Source organism: Siminovitchia sp. FSL H7-0308 (assembly GCF_037980985.1).
GTDB classification, from domain to species: Bacteria; Bacillota; Bacilli; order Bacillales; family Bacillaceae_C; genus Siminovitchia; species Siminovitchia thermophila.
In genome coordinates this window covers 2,809,194-2,829,996 of record NZ_CP150282.1, presented here as the reverse complement: position 1 = coordinate 2,829,996, position 20,803 = coordinate 2,809,194, and the positions used below count along the sequence as shown (strand labels likewise).

At 41.3% G+C, this 20,803-nt stretch carries 15 protein-coding genes; 8 read left to right on the top strand and 7 right to left on the bottom strand.

Annotation, left to right across the window (positions count from 1 at the left end):
- Window positions 1–70: 70 nt before the first annotated feature.
- Window positions 71–1,666, bottom strand: coding sequence for a sigma 54-interacting transcriptional regulator (locus MHB50_RS13495; RefSeq protein ID WP_077113500.1), 1,596 nt, complete (start codon window positions 1,664–1,666; stop codon window positions 71–73).
- Window positions 1,667–2,323: 657 nt separating this feature from the next.
- Here MHB50_RS13495 and MHB50_RS13490 point away from each other — a divergent pair.
- Window positions 2,324–3,544 (top strand): MFS transporter, encoded by a 1,221-nt coding sequence (locus tag MHB50_RS13490; RefSeq protein ID WP_077110332.1) that lies wholly within the window; start codon window positions 2,324–2,326, stop codon window positions 3,542–3,544.
- Between the two features lie 91 nt (window positions 3,545–3,635).
- Here the strand turns inward: MHB50_RS13490 and MHB50_RS13485 are convergent, their stop codons facing one another.
- Together MHB50_RS13485 and MHB50_RS13480 are read right to left on the bottom strand one after the other, a co-directional pair.
- Window positions 3,636–4,568 carry a response regulator gene (locus MHB50_RS13485; protein ID WP_077110331.1) on the bottom strand — a complete coding sequence of 311 codons (933 nt, stop codon included), beginning with the start codon at window positions 4,566–4,568 and terminating at the stop codon, window positions 3,636–3,638.
- Window positions 4,569–4,572: 4 nt separating this feature from the next.
- Complete coding sequence (locus MHB50_RS13480; RefSeq protein WP_077110330.1) at window positions 4,573–5,826, bottom strand: ATP-binding protein; 1,254 nt, start codon at window positions 5,824–5,826, stop codon at window positions 4,573–4,575.
- Between the two features lie 240 nt (window positions 5,827–6,066).
- Here MHB50_RS13480 and MHB50_RS13475 point away from each other — a divergent pair, with 240 nt between their 5' ends.
- Together MHB50_RS13475 and MHB50_RS13470 are read left to right on the top strand one after the other, a co-directional pair.
- Window positions 6,067–7,470 (top strand): M14 family zinc carboxypeptidase, encoded by a 1,404-nt coding sequence (locus MHB50_RS13475; RefSeq protein WP_077110329.1) that lies wholly within the window; start codon window positions 6,067–6,069, stop codon window positions 7,468–7,470.
- A 98-nt stretch (window positions 7,471–7,568) separates the two neighbouring features.
- Window positions 7,569–8,786: a dicarboxylate/amino acid:cation symporter gene (locus tag MHB50_RS13470; protein WP_077110328.1), complete on the top strand. Its 1,218-nt coding sequence runs from the start codon at window positions 7,569–7,571 to the stop codon at window positions 8,784–8,786.
- 719 nt (window positions 8,787–9,505) lie between these two features.
- Here the strand turns inward: MHB50_RS13470 and MHB50_RS13465 are convergent.
- The 3 genes from MHB50_RS13465 to MHB50_RS13455 form a co-directional block, all read right to left on the bottom strand.
- Entirely contained in the window at window positions 9,506–10,048 is a 543-nt protein-coding gene (locus MHB50_RS13465; RefSeq protein WP_139345549.1) for an integrase, read from the bottom strand.
- A 534-nt stretch (window positions 10,049–10,582) separates the two neighbouring features.
- On the bottom strand, window positions 10,583–11,374 hold the full coding sequence (locus tag MHB50_RS13460) for a polysaccharide deacetylase family protein (RefSeq protein ID WP_077109759.1): 792 nt from the start codon (window positions 11,372–11,374) through the stop codon (window positions 10,583–10,585).
- 323 nt (window positions 11,375–11,697) lie between these two features.
- Complete coding sequence (locus MHB50_RS13455; RefSeq protein WP_340083907.1) at window positions 11,698–12,603, bottom strand: TetR/AcrR family transcriptional regulator; 906 nt, start codon at window positions 12,601–12,603, stop codon at window positions 11,698–11,700.
- 187 nt (window positions 12,604–12,790) lie between these two features.
- On the opposite strand from MHB50_RS13455, the gene MHB50_RS13450 reads away from it, so the two are divergent.
- Both MHB50_RS13450 and MHB50_RS13445 read left to right on the top strand, forming a co-directional pair.
- Window positions 12,791–14,284 carry an MDR family MFS transporter gene (locus MHB50_RS13450; protein ID WP_077109761.1) on the top strand — a complete coding sequence of 498 codons (1,494 nt, stop codon included), beginning with the start codon at window positions 12,791–12,793 and terminating at the stop codon, window positions 14,282–14,284.
- A gap of 90 nt (window positions 14,285–14,374) precedes the next feature.
- Entirely contained in the window at window positions 14,375–15,184 is an 810-nt protein-coding gene (locus MHB50_RS13445; protein ID WP_339164172.1) for a serine protease, read from the top strand.
- Between the two features lie 205 nt (window positions 15,185–15,389).
- Here the strand turns inward: MHB50_RS13445 and MHB50_RS13440 are convergent, their stop codons facing one another.
- On the bottom strand, window positions 15,390–16,043 hold the full coding sequence (locus MHB50_RS13440) for a hypothetical protein (RefSeq protein WP_340083904.1): 654 nt from the start codon (window positions 16,041–16,043) through the stop codon (window positions 15,390–15,392).
- Between the two features lie 341 nt (window positions 16,044–16,384).
- On the opposite strand from MHB50_RS13440, the gene MHB50_RS13435 reads away from it, so the two are divergent.
- The 3 genes from MHB50_RS13435 to MHB50_RS13425 all read left to right on the top strand — a co-directional run bounded on the left by MHB50_RS13435 (window position 16,385) and on the right by MHB50_RS13425 (window position 20,802).
- Window positions 16,385–18,046: an AarF/ABC1/UbiB kinase family protein gene (locus MHB50_RS13435; protein ID WP_340083903.1), complete on the top strand. Its 1,662-nt coding sequence runs from the start codon at window positions 16,385–16,387 to the stop codon at window positions 18,044–18,046.
- 183 nt (window positions 18,047–18,229) lie between these two features.
- The gene (locus MHB50_RS13430; protein ID WP_340083902.1) at window positions 18,230–19,111 is read left to right on the top strand and encodes an AraC family transcriptional regulator; all 882 of its coding nucleotides are present in this window, start codon (window positions 18,230–18,232) and stop codon (window positions 19,109–19,111) included.
- A gap of 557 nt (window positions 19,112–19,668) precedes the next feature.
- Window positions 19,669–20,802 (top strand): iron-containing alcohol dehydrogenase, encoded by a 1,134-nt coding sequence (locus MHB50_RS13425; protein WP_340083900.1) that lies wholly within the window; start codon window positions 19,669–19,671, stop codon window positions 20,800–20,802.
- Window position 20,803: the final 1 nt, after the last annotated feature.

Sequence of the window (20,803 nt, the reverse complement as noted above, 5' to 3'; positions counted from 1 at the left end):
CAATTCCTTGTCATTTTATGGACAAAAACGATTTATTTTTTGATCAGTTATCAGTCATTTGATTATACAATTAATCAATCTGATCCCATCTTTTCATTTTTTGCACAATCGTTGGCTGGCTGATTTTAAGAGCTTCTGCTGCTTTTCGTGTTGTTTTGAATTCCTTTATGGCTTTTAAAATATAATGTTTTTCTACGCGCTCAACAGCCTCTTTTAAGGGAATAATCGTTTCTCCCAATAACCCGGGATCTTTACTCGTATGTCTGATTTCCGCCGGCAAATCACTTGGTTCGATCGTATCGGTGGCAGCCATGATGACAATGCGTTCCATTACGTTTTTTAACTCCCGAATATTTCCCGGCCATTGGTAATGTTGCAGTAATTCCAATGCTTCCAGTGAAACGGTTCTATTCAATTCGTATATTTGATTAAAGAAATCAATATAATGCTGTATTAGTAAAATTAATTCCTTTTTCCTTTTTCTAAGAGGAGGAACTTCGATGGGAATGACATGCAGGCGGTAAAACAAATCTTCGCGAAATGTTCCTTGTCGTATCAACTCCCGCAAATTTTTCAAGGAAGCAGAAATGATTCGAACATTTATTTTCTTTACATTTGTTGAACCGACGGGAATAAATGCCTGATCCTCAAGAACTTTTAACAGCTTTACCTGTACTTCCAACGGCAAATCTCCGATCTCATCCAAGAATAAGGTCCCGTTATGAGCGATTTCCAATAATCCCTTTTTGCCTTTTGCAAGAGCGCCGGTAAAAGCCCCGGGCTCATAGCCAAAAAGTTCCGCTTCGATTAAACTGGGAGGCAAGGCGCCACAGTTTAACTCCATAAAAGGCGCGCCTTTTCGCTTGGAGTTCTGATGGATGAATTTGGCTACAACACTCTTTCCCACACCTGTTTCCCCTTGAAGAAGAACTGTCGCATCCGTTTTCGCTACTTTTTCAGCTATAAAAAACATATCTTTTGAGTCTTCACTAATGATAAGAGAATCGGTACTGATACCTGAAAGTTCTTTTGATACATCTTTTAGTTCTTTCATTTTTTGCAGCTCTTCCAATTCCAGTTTTAAATGAAGAAGCTCCGTGATATCCCGGACATTTGTGACAACAAATAGGATCTCTCCGTGTTCATTAAAAACAGGCATCCCTGAAACGATGATTTTTCTCTCTTGTTTAATCGTCTGCATAATCGTGATCGGACGTTTTTCCGAAATGACCCTTAACGAAACTGATTTATTGATGAAGCCGGAAGTTACAATATCATTCATATGATGGCCGATCAGTTCTGCTCTGCGCAGCCCGGTAATCCGTTCGTATGCTTGATTGACTTTTACGGTAACGCCATTGCCGTCAGTGATGTACACGCCATCGTACAGCGAGTCAATGATTTTAGTAAAAATGGGACTATCAATCATGTTGATAAAATCTTCATGATGGAGTTGGATGGGCAGTGGCTTTTTCTTATCGAGGGAAGACATTTTATCTTTTAATTTTACTTGATCTCCACCATGCAGTATTGTTTTTATTAATTCCTGTGTCGTTAAAATGCCAACTGTTTCTCCGCTCTTATTTTTAATTTCAATTTCTTCAGTGCTATTGGAAAGAAATGTTGAAATGACATCGTTCCAAGAATCATCTTCAAATAAATACATCTTTTTCTCCTCAACTTTCAGCTATGGAAGTCTTTAGAAACCATAAAGTGAATAAAGATTATTATATCGAATGTGGACATGTTTCTATAATGCCGAGGATTTTTATCACGAGAAGATGGTCGCATTGGTCTTCGTTTATATCATATAATACAATAAAGATATATGCTGTTATCGACTTTGTAACAGGCTTGATGTTTGATCTTTTTCATCAATACTTTTCATCTTGCTGCCCGCATTTTTTATCCCGCATGTAAGGTGCCGTAAAACTCCCACTTCAATATTTGAGTGAATACAAAAGGTCTAAGTGGTAGAAAACGGCACCTAAATGCCCGATTGGTTCAACTAACATTCAGTAGGGAAAACCCCTACTGAATGAAGTTTCACTTTATCCCTCATGTAAGGTGCCGTAAAACTCCCACTTCAAGATCTTGAGTGAATACAAAAGGTCCAAGTGTGAGAAAACGGCACCTAAATGCCCGATTGGTTCAACTAACATTCAGTAGGAGATGGAAGAAAGCTCCTACTGAATGAAGTTTCACTTTATGAACTGTTACCGCCGTTGACGATTGCCATGGTAAATGCGAGAAGGGAGGAGAACGTTTCCGGTGTGAATAACTGCCTTTTTTATCAATGAAAAAACGATAAAGGGGCGGTAAGATGAAAAGTAAACATTTTAGATTGTTGTGGCTGGGTCAGTTATTCGCCAATTTGGGCGATGTATTGTATATTGTCGGGTTGATTTCCATTTTATATGCTGCAAAAGAGTCCGTGTTTTATTTGACTGTACTGCCTTTCCTTAACACGTTCGGCCGATTTTCAGGAGGAATGCTATTTCCCCTATTAGTAAACAGGTATCGTTTAACGAGTCTTTTGGCAGGCTCCCAATGTTATAAAACGGTTGTGTTGTTCATATTAATTTTGTGGATCACTTTTCAGCCACCACCAATTGTTTGGCCCATTTTTATTTGCATATGGATCATTGCTTTTCTGGATGGCTGGGCAGCACCCGCAATGAATGCGTTAGTCCCAAGATTGGTCAAACGGGAAGAACTAGTAAAGGCAAACAGTTTTGTCGCGGTCATATACGAAACGACTCAACTTGGAGGGTGGGCGTTTGGTGGGCTGCTTACGATCATTTTTCATGAGGAAAATATCATATGGTTGACTTTTGTATTGTTTATGATGTCCGCCATTATGATGACAGCAATGAAGGATGAAGCACCGTTGAAATCCAAACGACATAAACCCGGGAAAAGGGAGGAATTAAAAGAAGGCTGGTTGTTAATATGGAACAATCGATTCCTGAGAAGGGTTCACATTGTTATTGTCCTGGAAACAGCAGCGAGTGTCGTGTGGGTTGCCGCCATTCTCTATGTGTTCGTATTCGAGGTGTTGCATGTTACAGAAGCGTTTTGGGGATATATCAATGCCGCTTTTTTTACGGGATTCATGGCTGGAGGTCTGTTTTGTTTGAAATTTGCCGTCTGGTTGGGGCGGCATATGAGAAACATATTCATATGCGCATCTATTGGAATATCTATCGTGACAATGTGGTTCGGTTTTAATTCCATTACTTGGATGGCGCTTATTCTGGCCGCATTCAGCGGTTTCTTTGAGCAAGTAAAGGGAATCATCATCAATACTTATATACAAACAGAAACGTCTTTAGAGGAATTGCCGAAAATATATAGCGCCCAACATGCATTGATAGCTTTAACCTTCGGATTGTTTGTGCTTATGTTTGGAGCGATTGCCGAGTATGTGAATGTGAAAATGGTGTTTATGGGCGCCGGGTTCTTGTTGGCAATTGCCGCGCTGTACATGACCGTTCATTTTGCGGAACATTTTAAAAAAGAGTCTCGCCACATTCATAAGTAGACGTCTTTGGATTCATCTCGATCAAAAGTGAAGGCTTCAGTTGCTCATCGTGCAGCAGCTGAAGCCTGAGCGAAAAAATCAACAATCATTGTTACCGTGATTTCTCAAAAGTGACATATTTCGTTTCAAAATAAAGAACCTGAATGAATTTCTTCGTATTTATCCGAATATTGGAAGAAGGGATGGTTTGTCCGTTTTTTATTTCTGCCATTCTTTTCCGTACTAATGTAAAATCAAAAAATTTGGGAGCATAATGTTCGAATATTGGATTGGCAAAATCGGTTAATCCCAAAGCCGACAAGTGATTTAATGATTGGTAAATGGCCCTGCGGACACGTTGTTCAGCCGCTTTTATTTCTCGTTTTAAGTCTGGTTCGGAGGAAACTCCTTGTTTTTTTCGGCAAACTGCCAAAAATATATCTTTCAGGTGGGGGAAATCATATTCCGTTGTTTTCCTGGTGCTATCTGTCAATAAATAGTGTAAAATTTCCAGCAAATCTTGATAACCATTTTCGCCGACTATGCCCAGTTTTGATAAGTGGTATTGGCCCGAAAGCATGAATTGATGTTCCAAGGATTTGTCCTTTTGATATTCAGTCGGTTGCGGTTCAAACACATTGCTGACTGATTGATGTATATTTTGTAACGTTTGTTCCAAATAAATCCGCTCTGTGACCCTTTTGATTACCGCTATAACTTCAAACCTGTTGATTGGCTTGGTTATATAGTACTCTGCGCCATGTGAATACGCGCGCCCCACCAATTCTTTTGCTTCCACTTGGGAAATCATGATGATTTTTCCTGGAAATGAAGGTTTTATATGACGGATTGTTTCAATGCCATCTCTTACAGGCATTAATAAATCAATTAACAATATATTTGTCCTTTTCAAAGTCGCGTAATCTTCATCTAATAATGCTCCATTTTCTGCTTCGCCGACTATTTCGCCAAGCTCTTCATCTTCTATCATTTCCGTCAACATGGAACGAGTTGCCTCGTCATCATCGACAATATAAAAGAGCATACAATCATCCTTTCTGTATCAAATGTTGGATGGGCAGCCGTACCGTAAAAATGGCGCCATTGATTTCCGGTTTGCTTTGCAGCATTATTTTCCCTTCGAGTCTTTCAACCAGTTCCTGGACATAAGTGAGGCCTATACCTGTAGAAGGGATGCCGTTTTTGTCATACTTGGACGTAAACCCCGGTTTAAAGATGATATCCCTTCGTTTTGGAGAAATGCCCGGACCATTATCACCGATTTTGATTTCTACACAATCGGAGAGTCTGTATACACATATCGTTATGATCCCCGCTTCTGTCATGATTTCAATGGAATTCATAATCAAATTATTTATAATGGATAGCACTTTGTATATGTGATAATGGGGGTGTGACCCTTGTATATCAAGCAAAAACTCAATGTTTTTCCCCAGTGAATGAGCATATTTTTTATTCGTTTTAACGGCGATATTGAGCAACTCTTTTATGTCCATATATTCCGAAAAGCTTTTATTCGAGATCAGTTTTGAAAGACCTATGTATATTCTTTGGTTATCTTTTTTTATTTCATGGGTTTCACCGGCAATTTTCAATGCCTTTTCACATAATGGATCAATTTGGGGTTGGTTATTATTGTTTTTGAGATTTTTCAAAGATTGGTATAAACGGTAGGATTCCTTTGTGATATTTTCGCTGTTGATTAAGGTTTTACTGAGATGGATAGATTCTTCATATAAGGTCGCTATGAGTGTGATCAATTGTTCGTTTTGTTTTCTCATTTCTTCTTCCCTTAACCGGGATTGGTAAAGTCTCATCAAATTAAAAAATCCGACCGTAAAGTAGCTGCGAAAAATGGCGATTATGCTCACCTTCCACATGTCCGCAAGAGTAAATGTTGAACTGAAAGCAATATATTGAAAGGCTAATTCAGCAGTGCTTGCCAACATTTCAAGGATGATTCCAAGAAAGCCCAAGAGTAAGGAGTGATGATTGTGGTTTACTCTTAACAATTGAAAAAAGCATCCGAAAGTAAAATAGTAAAAAAAAGTAGGGTAATGAAATTGAAACAAACCAGAAACATCGTCACCGAAAAAAAGCAGACCCAATGTCATTCGAAATGCGACAACAAGAATACCGATGATGACACCTGATAAAAAAGCGGGAATGTTACGTAACAGCAATAAAAAAAAGAAGAACGTCGGCGTGCCAAAACTAATCCGAAAAGATTCATTAAAAGGGTAAAAGCTGATTTCGCCTGCCAGCGGTACGATCATCATCATGAGTATAAAAATCTCTTTATTTCGTAAAGGGAAGTTTAAAATGGCTAGGCCCCCCTTTTTAACACGATCCCTCTTTGATTTTTGTAGTTTTCTGTAATTTTATGTAGTTTGAATTTTATAATACTCTTTACGGTTTGTAAAGTGTTTGGGAAAGCCTTGAAAGAAGGGAGATTGTAGCTTTAGCAGGGGGAAAACATGTCCACTTCCAGGATTGTTACATGAAACGAGGAGGAGGTTCTCATGAAGACCATTGGGAAAAAGCTGACTATTGTTGTCGTTATGTCGCTTCTCGTGCTGATGGGACCGCTTACCGGATTGGCAAGCCAGGACAAAATGGATAGCGTCGATATGGATGATCGCTGGATGAGCCATGAGAAACTGAGGGAGAATTTAGATCAAATTGAAAAGGACAGTTCCGGAAAAGTTCAGGTCGATGTGGTTGGGCACTCTTACCAAGGGCGAGAAATCTATGCAGCTCGTGTGGGAACAGGTGATCAAGTGCTGTTGATCAATGGGAACATACATGGCAACGAGAAGAGCGGTCCCGAAGCATTGATCCAGATGTTCAGGACGCTTGGAACAAGCGATAGTTCCTTGGCGCAATCAGTACGGGAGGGAGTTACAATCGTTGCGATCCCGCGGCTTAATGTTGATGGCGCAGAGATAACCCAACGGCAGAATATATTCCCTTGGACGGTTGTGATGGAAGCGTTTCCTCAACTAGTTGGCGTTATGCCTCCCTGGTACTATCATGAGAGAAATGGCGGCTTTGATATCAATCGAGACTTTCATCCGAATGTAAGCTACGAACCAGTTCCAGAAAATCTGCCGGGAACTGGCGCTGATTTTGGATTTTTCTTGACAAACGAGTCCCGCATTCTCAGGGATGTGTACCTTGATTTGAAAGCCGAGTTTGGCGAGGTGGAAGCTTTTGTAGACATTCATCATATGGGGACTCCGCAGATGATTGAAACAGGTGAAGATGTGACGATGGCGATCGACTATCCGCCGCTGGGTCCGGAACACAATCCAAAGTATGCTGCTTGGCCGAAATTGAATCAAGATAGATCTCGAAAGTATGCGCTGGCTGCTGCTTTAGGGGTAAAAGAATTTTCGGATAAAGAGGAATCTGGTGTCGCCCGCTATATCCATCCAGAGGAGCGGGATTTACCCGGTCAGGCCAGATCATCCTTTGCCCTTAATGGGACCTCGACCGTGTTGTTCGAGATGCCCGGCCAACAACCAAGATTTGGTTATGATCAAGAGTTAATAGACCGTGTCGAGAATGGGCTGTGGGGCATTGCAAGTCGTATGGCCGATCATTCTATTAATCGCTTGAATGGCGATGATTTTCTCAAACTGCCAAAATATTGGACGTCACATGTATCCGATATGTTGGCTCTTGTTGAGCATTATGCTAAAGAAGGTGAGATTACGGGCGATGAGGCGGCACGCTCCTTAAAAACGCATTTGATCGCTGTAAACCATTATGAGGAAAAGGAGCAGGCGAACAAGGTTGTGAACCATTTGAAGAGCTTTAAATTACTGCTTGCTCAACAGAAAGAAAGCGGATTTATATCAGATGCGGTTTATAATCGGCTCATGAGTGATTCCAACTATTTGATTGAAAAATGGCAACAATGAATGACAATGCAATGATCGATTGCGGCAGAGATGTCTCTTTGCCGCAAGAATACTTCATAATAATTTATGTAGAGCTTACATAGGGATAGGGGATACATATGAAATTATTTAAAATGAATCTTCTCACACAAATTTTAATCGCTTTTGTAACCGCTATAATACTTGGTCTCATTTTTGGACAATCCATTGAAGTGATAAAACCTTTGGGAGATTTATTTTTAAGGCTGATTAAATTTATTATTGCACCATTGGTATTGTCTACACTCGTCATTGGAGTTGCCAGCATTGGTGACCCTAAATCATTGGGACGGGTGGGAACAAAAACAATCGGCTATTATTTAATTACAACTGCTGTCGCTATTGTGATCGGCCTGGGTACGGCATTTATTGTTTCTCCCGGAAAAGGGCTGTCTATTGAGGTTCCGAAAAAAGAAGTGGAAGTCAATGAAACAGAGGGCGTCATCCAAACCTTTCTGAACATTGTTCCGGAAAATCCATTTATGGCTTTAACAGAAGGAAATATTTTACAAATTATTTTCTTTGCCATTTTCATTGGTTTGGCGATCACGCTTGTCGGGGATAAAGCGGAGCCTGTTTACCGATTTTTTGATGGGTTTGCTGAAGTCATGTTTCGGATAACGGGTATTGTGATGCGTTTTGCGCCGATTGGAATATTGGGGCTGGTCGCCCCCATCATTGGAGAATATGGAGCCCAAGTATTATTGCCGTTGCTGAAAATTATTATCGCAGTCGGGATCGCCTGTCTATTACATGCCATTGCGGTATATTCTGTTTCTGTAAAAATGTTTGCAAAGATGAGTCCTTTGGCTTTCTTTAAAGGCATTTCACCCGCGGCGATTGTCGCCTTTAGTACTGCAAGCAGTGCCGGAACACTGCCGGTCACGATCAAAAATACGCAAGAAAACTTGGGGGTATCCAATAAAATAAGCAGTTTTGTCCTTCCGCTCGGTGCTACTATTAATATGGATGGGACCGCTATTTATCAAGGGGTTGCCGTTCTCTTTATCGCGCAGTTTTACAATTTGGAATTAACCTTCATGCAAATTGTTACGGTAGTTATCACAACTGTATTGGCTTCCATTGGAACCGCCGGCGTTCCCGGGGCAGGCATGATCATGCTTGCAATGGTATTGGGCGCTATTGGCTTGCCGTTGGAAGGCATTGCTGTAATAGCTGGGATTGATCGGATCCTCGATATGTTCCGCACAACGGTCAATATAGTGGGAGATGCTTCAGCAGCCGTTGTTGTAGCGGGTACTGAAGGAGAAATCGATCGGAAAGCTTTTGAAAAATAAAATATGGTAGCCAAAGCAGGAAGAAGCTTTCTTCTTTTCTGCTTTTGGTTTTTTCTTCGTAAAGCATTGCGCAGGGAAACTCTTGCTAGTCATTCTTATTCATGGAACTTCCATATAAAGTGAAACTTCATTCAGTAGGCGTTTCTCCTACTGAATGTTAGTTGAACCAATTGGGCATTTAGGTGCCGTTTATTCCCACTTGGACCTTTTGTATTCACTCAAGATTTTGAAGTGGGAGTCTTACGGCACCTTACATGCGGGATAAAGTGAAACTTCATTCAGTAGGCGTTTCTCCTACTGAATGTTAGTTGAACCAATCGGGCATATAGGTGCCGTTTTCTCCCACTTGGACCTTTTGTATTCGCTCAAGATTTTAAGTGGGAGTCTTACGGCACCTTACATGCGGGATAAAGTGAAACTTCATTCAGTAGGCGTTTCTCCTACTGAATGTTAGTTGAACCAATCGGGCATATAGGTGCCGTTTTCTCCCACTTGGACCTTTTGTATTCGCTCAAGATCTTGAAGTGGGAGTTTTACGGCACCTTACATGCGGGATAAATGGTCAGCAGGTTTGTAGTCTCATTCTTGAACATGCGAAGTGAGGCGAAGAAGATGCAGTGAATTGGCGAGTCTGCGCTAACAAGGGAATGAGGGAGGGGGATTCATAAAAGAAAGCTGCTCACCATTGCTATAAGCGGCAAAATGGGAGCAGCCTGCAATTAGGCAATGTCAGATTGAGCGGACAAAAGCTGTTCGTATATGTTTACATCTTTTTGGTAAGCTTGTTGATAAGTCATGAGCCCATGTCGCTTAATCTGTTCAAAAACGTTCCATTCGACGATTCTATACATTCTATTGAGTTTTTTGGCGTTGTTCCATGCTGTTTCCTCAAATTCCAAATTCATCGCATGTTCTTCAAGTAACAGAGCCAGCAATTCAGGATTTGAATATCTTTGTTCTTTTGAATAACCGCGCTTCATTTCGTAAATCTCCATGGTTCTCGTTAACGATCCAAACAAAGCGTCGCGATCCAGCGCATGCCCTAGTTCATGCAAAGTAAATGCCTTCACATATTGTTCGAGTGTGACGGCGGGCTTGGTATCTCTCAGGGCGACCTGGATTCGGTTTGCGTCAAATCCGATGTAATGGAGAATGAAATTATAGCTCATATTGATTCCGCATTGCTCGTGCTTGATTTCCACGTCCATGCCGACAGCAAAGAGAGTGTCCTCAATCAACTTTTTTATTGTACCAATCATCATTTTTCCCCGATGTCCTTTTCTTTTATTTTCAGTGTATACGGAACTATTTATTTTATGATGCCTATTATTTTATCACGACTGTTGTAAAACTTGAAGATCGTTTCGGAATTTGACGAAGCTAGGGAGCAGACGAAAAAACGCCCGTAAGTAGTGCACATCTGAGCTGTGTCATGTCAAATTTACAAGGTGGTGAGGCTTTGGTTCTGTATTTCATTTGCTTTATGGAGAGGAAAAGTTTTCTTTTGAGAACCTCTCCAAAAGAGAAGAAGTGGAGGGATTAGAGTCAAGCTTCGTGATGACATAAAGTGAAACTTCATTCAGTAGGGCTCCTATCCTGCTGAATGTTAGTTGAACGAATCGGGCATTTAGGTGCCGTTTTCTCCCACTTAGACCTTCTATATCAACTCAGGTCTTGAAGTGGTGTATATGGCACCTTACATGCGGGATAAAAATGCCCCCTTTAAAGTATCCGGTTTTTTTACCTGTTTACTTAAAGGGGGAGCATACCAATTCTTGACTTTTTCCGGGGGAATTTCATTGTTTGTGATTCATATTAAGCATTTCTTGAACTGTAACAAGTTTATACCCTTTTTTTCTGAGTTCATCAATAATATTTGGCAGTGCATGGACTGTTCCGGACAAATCCCCGCCTTCTCCTGTCCCGGAATGCTGTAACACAATCGATCCGGGACTAACGTTTGGGAGAATATTGCCTGCCACTTGTTCTGCGTTTATTCCTTTCCAATCGAGAGAGTCTACATCCCAGTTCACAACGATCTTGTTTTTTGCTGCCAGCCATTCAATTTGTTTTTCACTTATGTTTCCATAAGGCGGTCTAATAAGGGTTGGTGCAAATCCTGTAAACGGAATGATCAGTTGGTCTGTTCTGATGATTTGATTCCGGAAATCCGCATCAGTTAGTTTCAAAAAGTTCGGGTGGTTGTACGAATGATTACCAATGGCATGCCCTTCCTGCACAATACGCTTTACAACTTCCGGGTACTTTTCAATTCGAAACCCTACAAGGAAAAAGGTGGCTTTGGCATCTTTTTCTTTTAAAATATCCAATATTGTAGGTGTGAAAATATCATCGGGTGCATCATCGAAAGTTAAAGCGACTTCACGTTTTGTTCCCGGTCCTCTCATTAGAAATGTATTTTGGTATTTATTTTTAAAACTTTTAGAGCTTGGCCAAACAACAGGCTGGTCAGGCGCAGACAAGGGCTGCGTCTTTACCTGGTGAACGTGTGATTGTACTGGCTTGTTAAATGGACCAATGCTGGCACATAGTAAGAACAGGAAAGACAACAGCAAAAAACGTTTCATGAGTTATTTCACCCTTTGCTTTTACAATCTGTAGAAAATATCGTTTGTAAAAACAGATGAAATATACAGGGAATGAAATACTAAGTTTTTCACGAATGACTGTGATTGTCCACAATCATGATCGATTTCTTCATTAAGCAAGAGGGGGCTATTTTTCAATCCGATTCCGTATTTCCAAAGTGTAAGGTTATCAAAGCGGTTACTCATACATTTCATTTCCAATAACTTGGCAAAAAAAGAAGCTTCCCCCTTGAAGCCAGCAAAAAATGAATTTCCCCCCAAAAAACCAAGTATCCATTTTCCTTTGGTTGAACGTGTTTTCTTTAGCGCTTTTTCCCCCCTATATTGTCGCTGGGCAAAGAGCTTGCGTAATTGTATATAATGTACGCCATTTCTTTGGCTTCTAATTCCATAGGGGTGCCTGTAAAGGTTTCTCTTAAGGCGCGGAGGATGGTTTCTAGCAGAAATTCTCTCGGGTGTCCTGAATTTATTTCCTCCATAAGAAATTCGATATATTGTTTACTTTTATGATTATTACCAAGCGATTTGGCGAAATTTGAAAGTCTTTCAAGTATTCGTTCCTTAGTAAGCGTATCTTCAGTCAGATTTTTTCTGCGTGGTAAAAATAGACGTTCCCCGAGCAGTTGATCATCGGCATGAATCATATTATCCATAATGGCATCCGTTCTGCGCATGATGAAGCGGATGAGTTTATGGGTATCCAACTCTTCTTTTAAACCCGTCACCCACATGTTAATAAAATGCTGTAACATTCCAACGATCATAATAGCACAATCCAAGGAGTATGGTGCTGATTCCTGTCCATAGATGTCAACCAATCTTTGTGAAAGCCAAGAAAGTTCAGTTAAGTGATGTTTTTGGATAAAGTTTCTTAATTCAGGGTCCTTGGAATGGAAAATGATTTCGAAAAGGGGCACCAATTGGTACTCGCGATTCACCTCGAACCTGATGGCAATCTGTTGGATAAAGACATCTTTATCGGAGCGGTCTATTCCAATCATAAGTTCATGTCTTCGAGCGGTGGCAACTTCATATGCATGAATAAGTATAGCCATCAGACATTCGTTTTTAGAAGAGAAATAGTTATAAAACGTTCCTTTTGATATGCCTGATTCGTCCAATATATCTTGGACAGAAGTGGCGGCAAAGCCTTTTTCTATAAAAAGCCGCTGTGCTGTTAATAAGACACGGTGCTTACGAGCATTCATTTATTTATCACCTTTAGACTAGTAGTATAATTTTTATAATAGCTATCATCCCTTTAGTTATCAAGGGTTTTCTTGTGTGACAATTTTCTGTTGAATAAATTGAACATGGAGTATAAAATGTGAAACATAGAGTATAAAATTTGAAAGGTAAATGAACAGGGTTGCATGATAAAGGATGGGAAATGGAATGGATATACAAGAATTACATAAAAAACCCCCATATGGCATGATTGCCATACTTTTTTTCGGCGCGTTTGTGGCTTTTTTGAATAATACATTATTGAATGTGGCGCTTCCGACCATTATGGAGGAATTCAATGTAAAACCAGCCATCGCGCAATGGCTTACGAATGGATATATGCTCGTAAATGGCATTCTCATTCCGGCAAGTGCATTTTTTATTCAAAAATTTACGAACCGCAAATTGTTTTTGACAGCTATGTCTTTGTTTACATTGGGAACGGCACTTGCCGCTTTTGCACCTTTTTTTGGCGTACTCATAGCGGGAAGGATGATTCAGGCTTCAGGTTCCGCAATGATGATGCCGCTTCTTATGAACGTCATGCTTGCCTCTTTCCCGGTGGAAAGGCGGGGGGCCGCAATGGGAATGTTTGGTCTTGTGATTATGGCCGCTCCCGCCATTGGGCCGACACTATCAGGCTGGGTAGTGGAACATTACAGTTGGCGGACACTTTTTGAAATTATCCTTCCTTTTGCTGTACTGGCTCTAACGATTGGTTTCTTTAAATTAAAAAATATTACCCCAAACCGCGATATGAAAGTCGATGTTTTGTCACTCATTTTATCAAGCATTGGTTTTGGCAGTCTTCTGTATGGATTCAGTACGGCCGGCGATAAAGGATGGGGTGCTTTGGAAGTGTATGGAACCATTATTGTCGGAGCGGCCGCGATTATAGCTTTTATCTTTCGTCAGCTTCGCATGGAAGATCCGATGCTGGAATTCAGGATCTATAAATACCCTGTGTTTGCCTTATCTTCAGTTATCATGGTTGTTGTTTCCGCGTCCATGTTCTCGGGAATGATTTTAACTCCGATTTATGTGCAGACAGTGAGGGGGATTTCGCCATTCCATGCAGGGTTATTAATGCTTCCAGGAGCGATTTTAATGGCAATCATGTCTCCGATTACAGGAAGGCTTTTTGATAAATACGGGGCACGGATTATAGCATCAATCGGTCTTGCTATTACAGTGATTACAACATATTTATTCCATAAACTTACTGTGGACACCGGATTTTACCTTATTATGCTTCTCTATACGATTCGCATGCTGGGGATGTCTCTAGTGATGATGCCGGTAATGACGAATGGATTAAATCAGCTGCCGATGTCAGCCAACCCCCATGGTACCGCGATGAACAATACATTGCAGCAAATTTCAGGAGCTATTGGAACGGCAGTTCTTGTTACAGTGATGAACAACAGAATGGAAACAAAGGGTCATGAGCTTGCAGACGCCGCTGCAGCATCCGGAAAGTCATTAAATAATCCCGAGGTAATGAAGGAGTTGACACAGCAAGCAACATTGGACGGAATCACATTCTCATTTTTAGTCTCAACTTTCATTGCGGCTGTCGCGTTGCTTTTGGCGTTATTCATGAAACGGGCAAAACCGCCCCAAACGGATGAAGCTTTTATGAAAAAATGTCAGGCCGAATAATAGGAACGAGTTCATGTTATATGGATTCGTTTCTTTTTTAGTTTCAGAAAAGCCCGTATGCTACAATGAAACGGAGGAGTGTGGGAGTGCATGGAGGAAAGAAAAAATACAGTTGACAGCGATTTGTTCGAGCAGTTGGACGAAGAGGAAATGAGCAAGCTGGTTCACGATGCCCAAGAGGAAGCAATTCGTAAAGCTGCACTCGAAAAAGAAGCGGAAAAGCCGGTCCGCCGTTTTCCAAGGTGGCTATTTTGGATGATATCGGTTATTTTCCTTTTCAGCACTTTTTCTTTCATTTTTCAAACTTACTCCATACCCGCCATTGAATTTTTGACAGCGTCCGCCAGGCTGTCGGCGAATGAAAACATTCAATCATATAAAAAATCAGTCGTCACTATTGCAGCGGGGGATAGCAAGGGAACGGGCTTTTCTATTTCGAGCAATGGATTCATGTTAACCAACTATCACGTGATCGAAGGAAATGAACAGGTACAAGTTGATTTTCCCGAGGAGGGCGTATATATGGCGGACGTGGTGGACACTTACGAAGAGATAGATTTAGCTTTGTTAAAAGTCAAAGGTGAAAACTTGCCTTTTCTTAAATTGGCGGAACAGCCAGCTTACATGAGTAAGAATGATATGATTACATTTATCGGGAATCCTCTCCGTTTTCACGGCATTGTGAATGAAGGAACCATCGTCGATTCGATTCTGTTAAATGATTGGGAGGAGGAAGTCATCGTAATAAAAGCTCCGGTTTACCGGGGAAACAGTGGCAGCCCGGTCATTGATGACAATGGCCAAGTGATAGGAGTGGTATTTGCGACGATGAAACATGATGTTTACGGGAAGGTTGGATTGGCAGTGCCGATTGAATTGTATCAAGAGGCAAAGCAATAAATCTCACGCGGATCAAAGTTGTTTTTCCGTCTGTCAGCGAGAATCTGCAAAATAGAAGGGACAAAACATGACTTGGAAATGATGGTTGTATATTCAGAAAAGAAAGATATTTGCACTTAAAAATAAACCAACTAAACTCCTACAATCATACAGCCTCTGATCTGTTTTCGTAAAATAGGGCTATGCGGTTTTCGGGTGTTTCTGTCTATTTTTGGGCCAATATGCTCATTTTGGAAGAATACAATCCGGATTCTTGAGTCCTAATTTCATTTAATAAAATATTATCAGCATTAATGCTTTCTATATGGTGATCATCGACTTTTTCTGACAGTCGATCGAGCTTCTGCTCGACATGATTGATTTTTGCTGACAGTTTGTCCTCAACGGAATTGATTCTTACCTCAACGTTTTTCAGGTCTTGTTTCGTGGCCATTCTTTCTTCAACGGCTTTCAGGTCTTGTTTTGTGGCCATTCTTTCTTCAACGGCTTTCAAGTCTTGTTTTGTGGCCATTCTTTCTTCAACGGCTTTCAAGTCTTGCTTTGTGGCCATTCTTTCTTCAACGTTTTTCAGGTCTTGTTTTGTGGCCATTCTTTCTTCAACGGCTTTCAAGTCTTGTTTTGTGGCCATTCTTTCTTCAACGGCTTTCAGGTCTTGCTTTGTGGCCATTCTTTCTTCAACGTTTTTCAGGTCTTGTTTCGTGGCCATTCTTTCTTCAACGGCTTTCAGGTCTTGTTTCGTGGCCATTCTTTCTTCAACGGCTTTCAGGTCTTGCTTTGTGGCCATTCTTTCTTCTACGGTCGAAACCCTCTTATTCAAAACTTGCAGCTCATTGATAATCAAATCGAGTTTTTGTTCCACATTATTACCCCCTCTCTATTTATGTTCGTATGCCTTTATTATACAATTGCTTTGGGCATAGTCAATCAGGCAAAATGTAATTTTGAAGCGCATTTATGCGCTAAAATGGAAGTTTTGCAATCACATTTCGGTTTTTTATCCCGCTTGTAAGGTGCGCAAGACTCCCACAATTCAAAATCTTGAGTGAATACAAAAGGTCTAAGTGGGAGAAACGGCACCTACATGCCCGATTGGTTCAACTAACATTCAGTAGGAGATGGAAGAAAACGCCTGCTGAATGAAGATTCACTTTATAATGAAAGCAACCTTATTTTTAATATTTGCTGCTGGAGGGGAAGAAGGTGTTTGGGAGAAGAATAAAACACACCCAGCGTTATCAAGAAATTATCAACGCTTTTTTAAAAAATGGACTCGGTCATTTGTTGTTTCGTATTGGTTTGATTGATCGTACTGGAAAGTCACGGGATGCAAAAGAAAATATGAAGGATTTGGGGATCAGACTTCGTACGACTTTGCAGGGATTGGGACCGACTTTTATCAAGCTGGGGCAGATCGCGAGTTCACGCCGGGATTTGATTCCGGAAGAGATTACTGCCGAACTGGAGAGGCTTCAGGATGATGTCGTTCCTTTTTCTTATGAAAAAGTGGTTGAAATCGTAGAGTTGGAGCTCGGGGATACTCTTGAAAATCTTTTTCAAGAATTTCAGCAAACGCCCCTTGCGACTGCTTCGATCGGACAGGTACACGTTGCGCAGCTTTTCACGGGTGAAAAAGTGGCTGTGAAAATTCAGCGGCCTGACATCCAGTCGATCATTGAAACCGATTTGGACATTTTGCATGATTTGGCCAGAGGAGTCGAAAAAAGGATGGAGCTGGCCAGGCGGTACCGGATTCGTGAAATGATCGAAGAGTTCTCCGCTTCTTTGCGCGATGAGCTGGATTACGAAGTGGAGGGTCGTAATGGAGAACGTATTGCGAGGCAATTTGTAAATGAGTCGTCTATCCATATTCCACGAATTTACTGGGACTTTTCATCTAAGAAAGTTCTTACGATGGAATTAATCAAAGGGATTAAAGTGACGCACGTGGAAAAGTTGGATGAAGCAGGATATGACCGGAAACTGATTGCAGGACGGCTGGCCGATTCGATGTTCAGCCAAGTGTTGGAGCACGGTTTTTTCCATGGGGACCCGCATCCCGGAAATATTTATGTTTTACCCGATAATGTTGTTGCCTATTTGGATTTTGGGATGGTGGGGCAGTTGAAGGAGGATTTGAAGTATCACTTTGCCTCTCTTCTAATGAATCTCCAGCAAGGAAGCGCCAAGGGGATGATCAAGACATTTGCTGCGATGGATTTGCTTGACGGGGATACGGATGCACACGAACTTCAGTATGATTTGGAGCGCTTGATCAGCAAATATTATGATACTGCTTTTAAGGAAATCAGCATGGGGGCAGCGCTTACCGATGTGTTCGCCATCGCTTATAGGCATCGGGTGAGGATTCCGACCGAAATTGCGATTCTCGGCAAGGCGATCTTGACGATGGAGGAGATTATCTCAACACTGGATCCGGAATTCAGTGTCATGAGGGCGGTTGAGCCATTCGGCAAAAAATTGATGAAACAAAGGTTCAGCCCAAAACATATTCTGAGCAGGTCTTTTGAGGATATGATTGAGAATATTGAAGTCATCAGGGATCTGCCGAAGGACTTAAAAGAAATCTCGACAACCGTCAAAAAAGGCAGACTCCGATTTGATATCAATATAAAAGAGTTGCAAACTTTTCTGCAAAGATTGGATAAAATCAGCAATCGGCTTTCTTTTAGTATCATTTTGCTTTCTTTTAGTATTTTAATGGTCGGCTTAATCATCGGGACCGCTATTGCTGACAAAACGGCCTTTTTATTCAGGCTTCCTGCAATTGAAATAGGTTCGGTCGTGGCTACACTTATGTTTTTATTTATGATCTACTCGATTTTCAAGTCCGGAAGAATGTAGGCGACAATACCCTATAAGATGAACATGCCGCATGAAATCAAATGGAAATATCTTGATTTCACGCGGTTTTATTTTCACGATTTGTATGAATAGCAATTCCCAGCTTTCCTTTTCAAAAGAGAGCAATTTATGTCAAAAAGTCTTTCGTTCTTTTTGTTATCTTATAGTCAAGGAGGCACGGTGATGAGCTACAACCCCATAATTCAAAAAACGATTCATTATATCGAGAATCATTTACAGACAGATTTATCGTTAGACAGGATCGCCCGGCAGGCTGGTTTTTCCAAATATCATTATCACCGGATTTTTCTCCGTGAAGTGGGTGTATCTATTTCCGAGTATGTGCGCTATCGGCGCATTGCCAATTCTGCTACATTATTGCTGTATACGGATGAAAAAATCATCGACATTGCTCTTTTTTATCGCTTTGAATCACAAGAGTCTTTCACTCGCTCTTTTAAAAAGTATTATCATTTGCCACCGGGCCAATATCGGAAAATCATGGGTAAATTGCTATTTCAAAAGGAGGAAATGAAGTTGAAAAATGACCAATTATTAAAAGGATGGCAATTAAGCGGTAGTCATCCATTTCATTATGAAATGGGGATTGACAGAGAGATATTCCATAAAGGGCAAGCATCGGGGTATTTAAAATCTGTCACTGTAGAAGAAGTTGGGGAGTTTGCAACGATGATGCAGGAATTCAAAGCGGATAAATATTTGGGGAAAAGATTAAAGCTCTCCGGTTTTATCAAATCAAAAGGAGTGGATGGATTTTGCGGATTATGGATGCGGGTTGATGACCATCTCCAAGATGTCTTGCAATTTGATAATATGAGTGATCGTCCGATAAAGGGAGACAATGAATGGAACCATTACGCCATTGTTTTGGATGTGCCGGAAAATAGTGCGGTCATTGCTTTCGGCGTATTGCTTTCAGGGAAAGGCCATGTTTGGGTGGATGAAATAACATTTGAAGAAGTTGACCACAATACACCTACAACAAACTTAGAGTTCACCAGCGAGTTATTGGATGAACCTATCAATTTATCGTTTGAAGAATAAGGAGGATTCGCATGGCTAATAACAAGAAAGCAGGAATGGTTTTGTTAATGGGACTCTTCATCATCATCGCTTTAAAATTTCTCATAGGAAATGTTATTTTTTCCTATGTAAAAGAATGGATTCTGTAGATTCACATAGAGGCTGTCCAACATGTCGGCTTTTCACTTATCGGATGACCTATTGGGGGGAGCTCTCCCTTTTGCATGCCAAATAGAACTTTTTTTTGAGGGCCAAATGATGGTATATTCTTTTTAGGTACAGAAATATAATAGCCGCAAGCAAATGGCCGCAGCTTTTGAGGCTTCCTCCGAAGTTGCGGCTTTGCTTTTAACTTCGTCTTAATAAGCCATGACATGAGTCGGTGTATTTTTTACAAACAGCAACCGGGTCGACAGGTATAAGATCAACTCAACGTATATAAGTATGCTTCAAGTTGAAAACGTCGCGATTTACATTTTGATTCATGGAGAGCAACTTGTCTGGAATTTTTATGCGGTGGTCAAGAAAAATACCTGTTATAATAGTATAAAAGAGTTGAGGGAGAGGATCGCCCGCTTATGAAGATTAATAAATTCGTCATGCCGGAACTTATTATTGGAAGCGATTCCATTAAGCGGGTGGGCGAGAGCTGCGCAAGGCTTGGTGCCAGGAAAGTGTTTATTACGACGGATCCGGGGGTTCTGGCTTTGAACTGGTTCGAGCAGGTACTAGACAGTTGTAAAAATGCCGGGCTTCCCTATGTCATTTTTTCGGATATCACAACGAATCCCAAAGATGATGAGGTGGATAGGGGTGTACAAATATATTTGGAAGAGGAGTGTGATGCCATTGTCGGGGTTGGCGGCGGCAGTCCCATTGATGTGGCGAAGGCCATTGCCATCGTTGCCACAAATGGCGGAAGCATTCATGATTATGAAGGAGTGGACAAAATCGTATTTCCTCTTCCTCCCCAAGTGATGGTCGCGACGACTGCCGGATCAGGTTCCGAGGTATCCCAATTTTCAATTATAACGGATTCGGAGAAAAAGAAAAAATTGACGATCATTTCCAAATCCCTTGTCCCTGATATTGCCATAGTGGATCCCCAGACATTGATGACGAAAAGTCCCCACTTAACGGCGACAACAGGATTGGATGTGTTGACGCATGCAATCGAATCATTCGTCAGCATTGCGGCAACTCCCTTGACGGACGTACAGGCAAAAAGTGCGATTTCGCTCGTAGCGCAATATTTACGGCCGTCTGTCGCTTCCAAAATGAATAAAGAAGCGAAAGAAAAAATGGCCATGGCAAGCGTACAGGCCGGTTTGGCTTTCTCGAACGCGATTCTTGGGGCAGTCCACGCCATGAGTCATGCGATCGGGGGACGATTTCTTCTGCCGCACGGTGATGTAAATGCCATTTTACTGCCCTACGTCATGGAATTTAATTATTTGGCTTGTCCGGAAAAGTTTTATCAGATTGCGGAGCTGTTTGGCGAAGACGGCCGCCATTCAGGGAAAAAAGCGATCGAATATGTCAAGCAACTGTCGCTGGATATCGGGGCGCCTCAGCGGTTATCGGACATGGGGTTGCAAAATTCGGATGCGGCCATTATCGGGCAAGTCGCAATAGAAGATGCTTGCATGATTACCAACCCCCGTGACATCACAGCGGCAGATGTGGAAAGGTTGTTTAAACTCGCATTATAGG

What these genes read in the sequence shown, in the direction of transcription:
- MHB50_RS13495 (WP_077113500.1), bottom strand. Translation starts at nt 1,666, where the DNA reads ATGTATTTATTTGAAGATGATTCTTGGAACGATGTCATTTCAACATTT.
- MHB50_RS13490 (WP_077110332.1), top strand. Translation starts at nt 2,324, where the DNA reads ATGAAAAGTAAACATTTTAGATTGTTGTGGCTGGGTCAGTTATTCGCC.
- MHB50_RS13485 (WP_077110331.1), bottom strand. Translation starts at nt 4,568, where the DNA reads ATGCTCTTTTATATTGTCGATGATGACGAGGCAACTCGTTCCATGTTG.
- MHB50_RS13480 (WP_077110330.1), bottom strand. Translation starts at nt 5,826, where the DNA reads ATGATGATGATCGTACCGCTGGCAGGCGAAATCAGCTTTTACCCTTTT.
- MHB50_RS13475 (WP_077110329.1), top strand. Translation starts at nt 6,067, where the DNA reads ATGAAGACCATTGGGAAAAAGCTGACTATTGTTGTCGTTATGTCGCTT.
- MHB50_RS13470 (WP_077110328.1), top strand. Translation starts at nt 7,569, where the DNA reads ATGAAATTATTTAAAATGAATCTTCTCACACAAATTTTAATCGCTTTT.
- MHB50_RS13465 (WP_139345549.1), bottom strand. Translation starts at nt 10,048, where the DNA reads ATGATGATTGGTACAATAAAAAAGTTGATTGAGGACACTCTCTTTGCT.
- MHB50_RS13460 (WP_077109759.1), bottom strand. Translation starts at nt 11,374, where the DNA reads ATGAAACGTTTTTTGCTGTTGTCTTTCCTGTTCTTACTATGTGCCAGC.
- MHB50_RS13455 (WP_340083907.1), bottom strand. Translation starts at nt 12,603, where the DNA reads ATGAATGCTCGTAAGCACCGTGTCTTATTAACAGCACAGCGGCTTTTT.
- MHB50_RS13450 (WP_077109761.1), top strand. Translation starts at nt 12,791, where the DNA reads ATGGATATACAAGAATTACATAAAAAACCCCCATATGGCATGATTGCC.
- MHB50_RS13445 (WP_339164172.1), top strand. Translation starts at nt 14,375, where the DNA reads ATGGAGGAAAGAAAAAATACAGTTGACAGCGATTTGTTCGAGCAGTTG.
- MHB50_RS13430 (WP_340083902.1), top strand. Translation starts at nt 18,230, where the DNA reads ATGAGCTACAACCCCATAATTCAAAAAACGATTCATTATATCGAGAAT.
- MHB50_RS13425 (WP_340083900.1), top strand. Translation starts at nt 19,669, where the DNA reads ATGAAGATTAATAAATTCGTCATGCCGGAACTTATTATTGGAAGCGAT.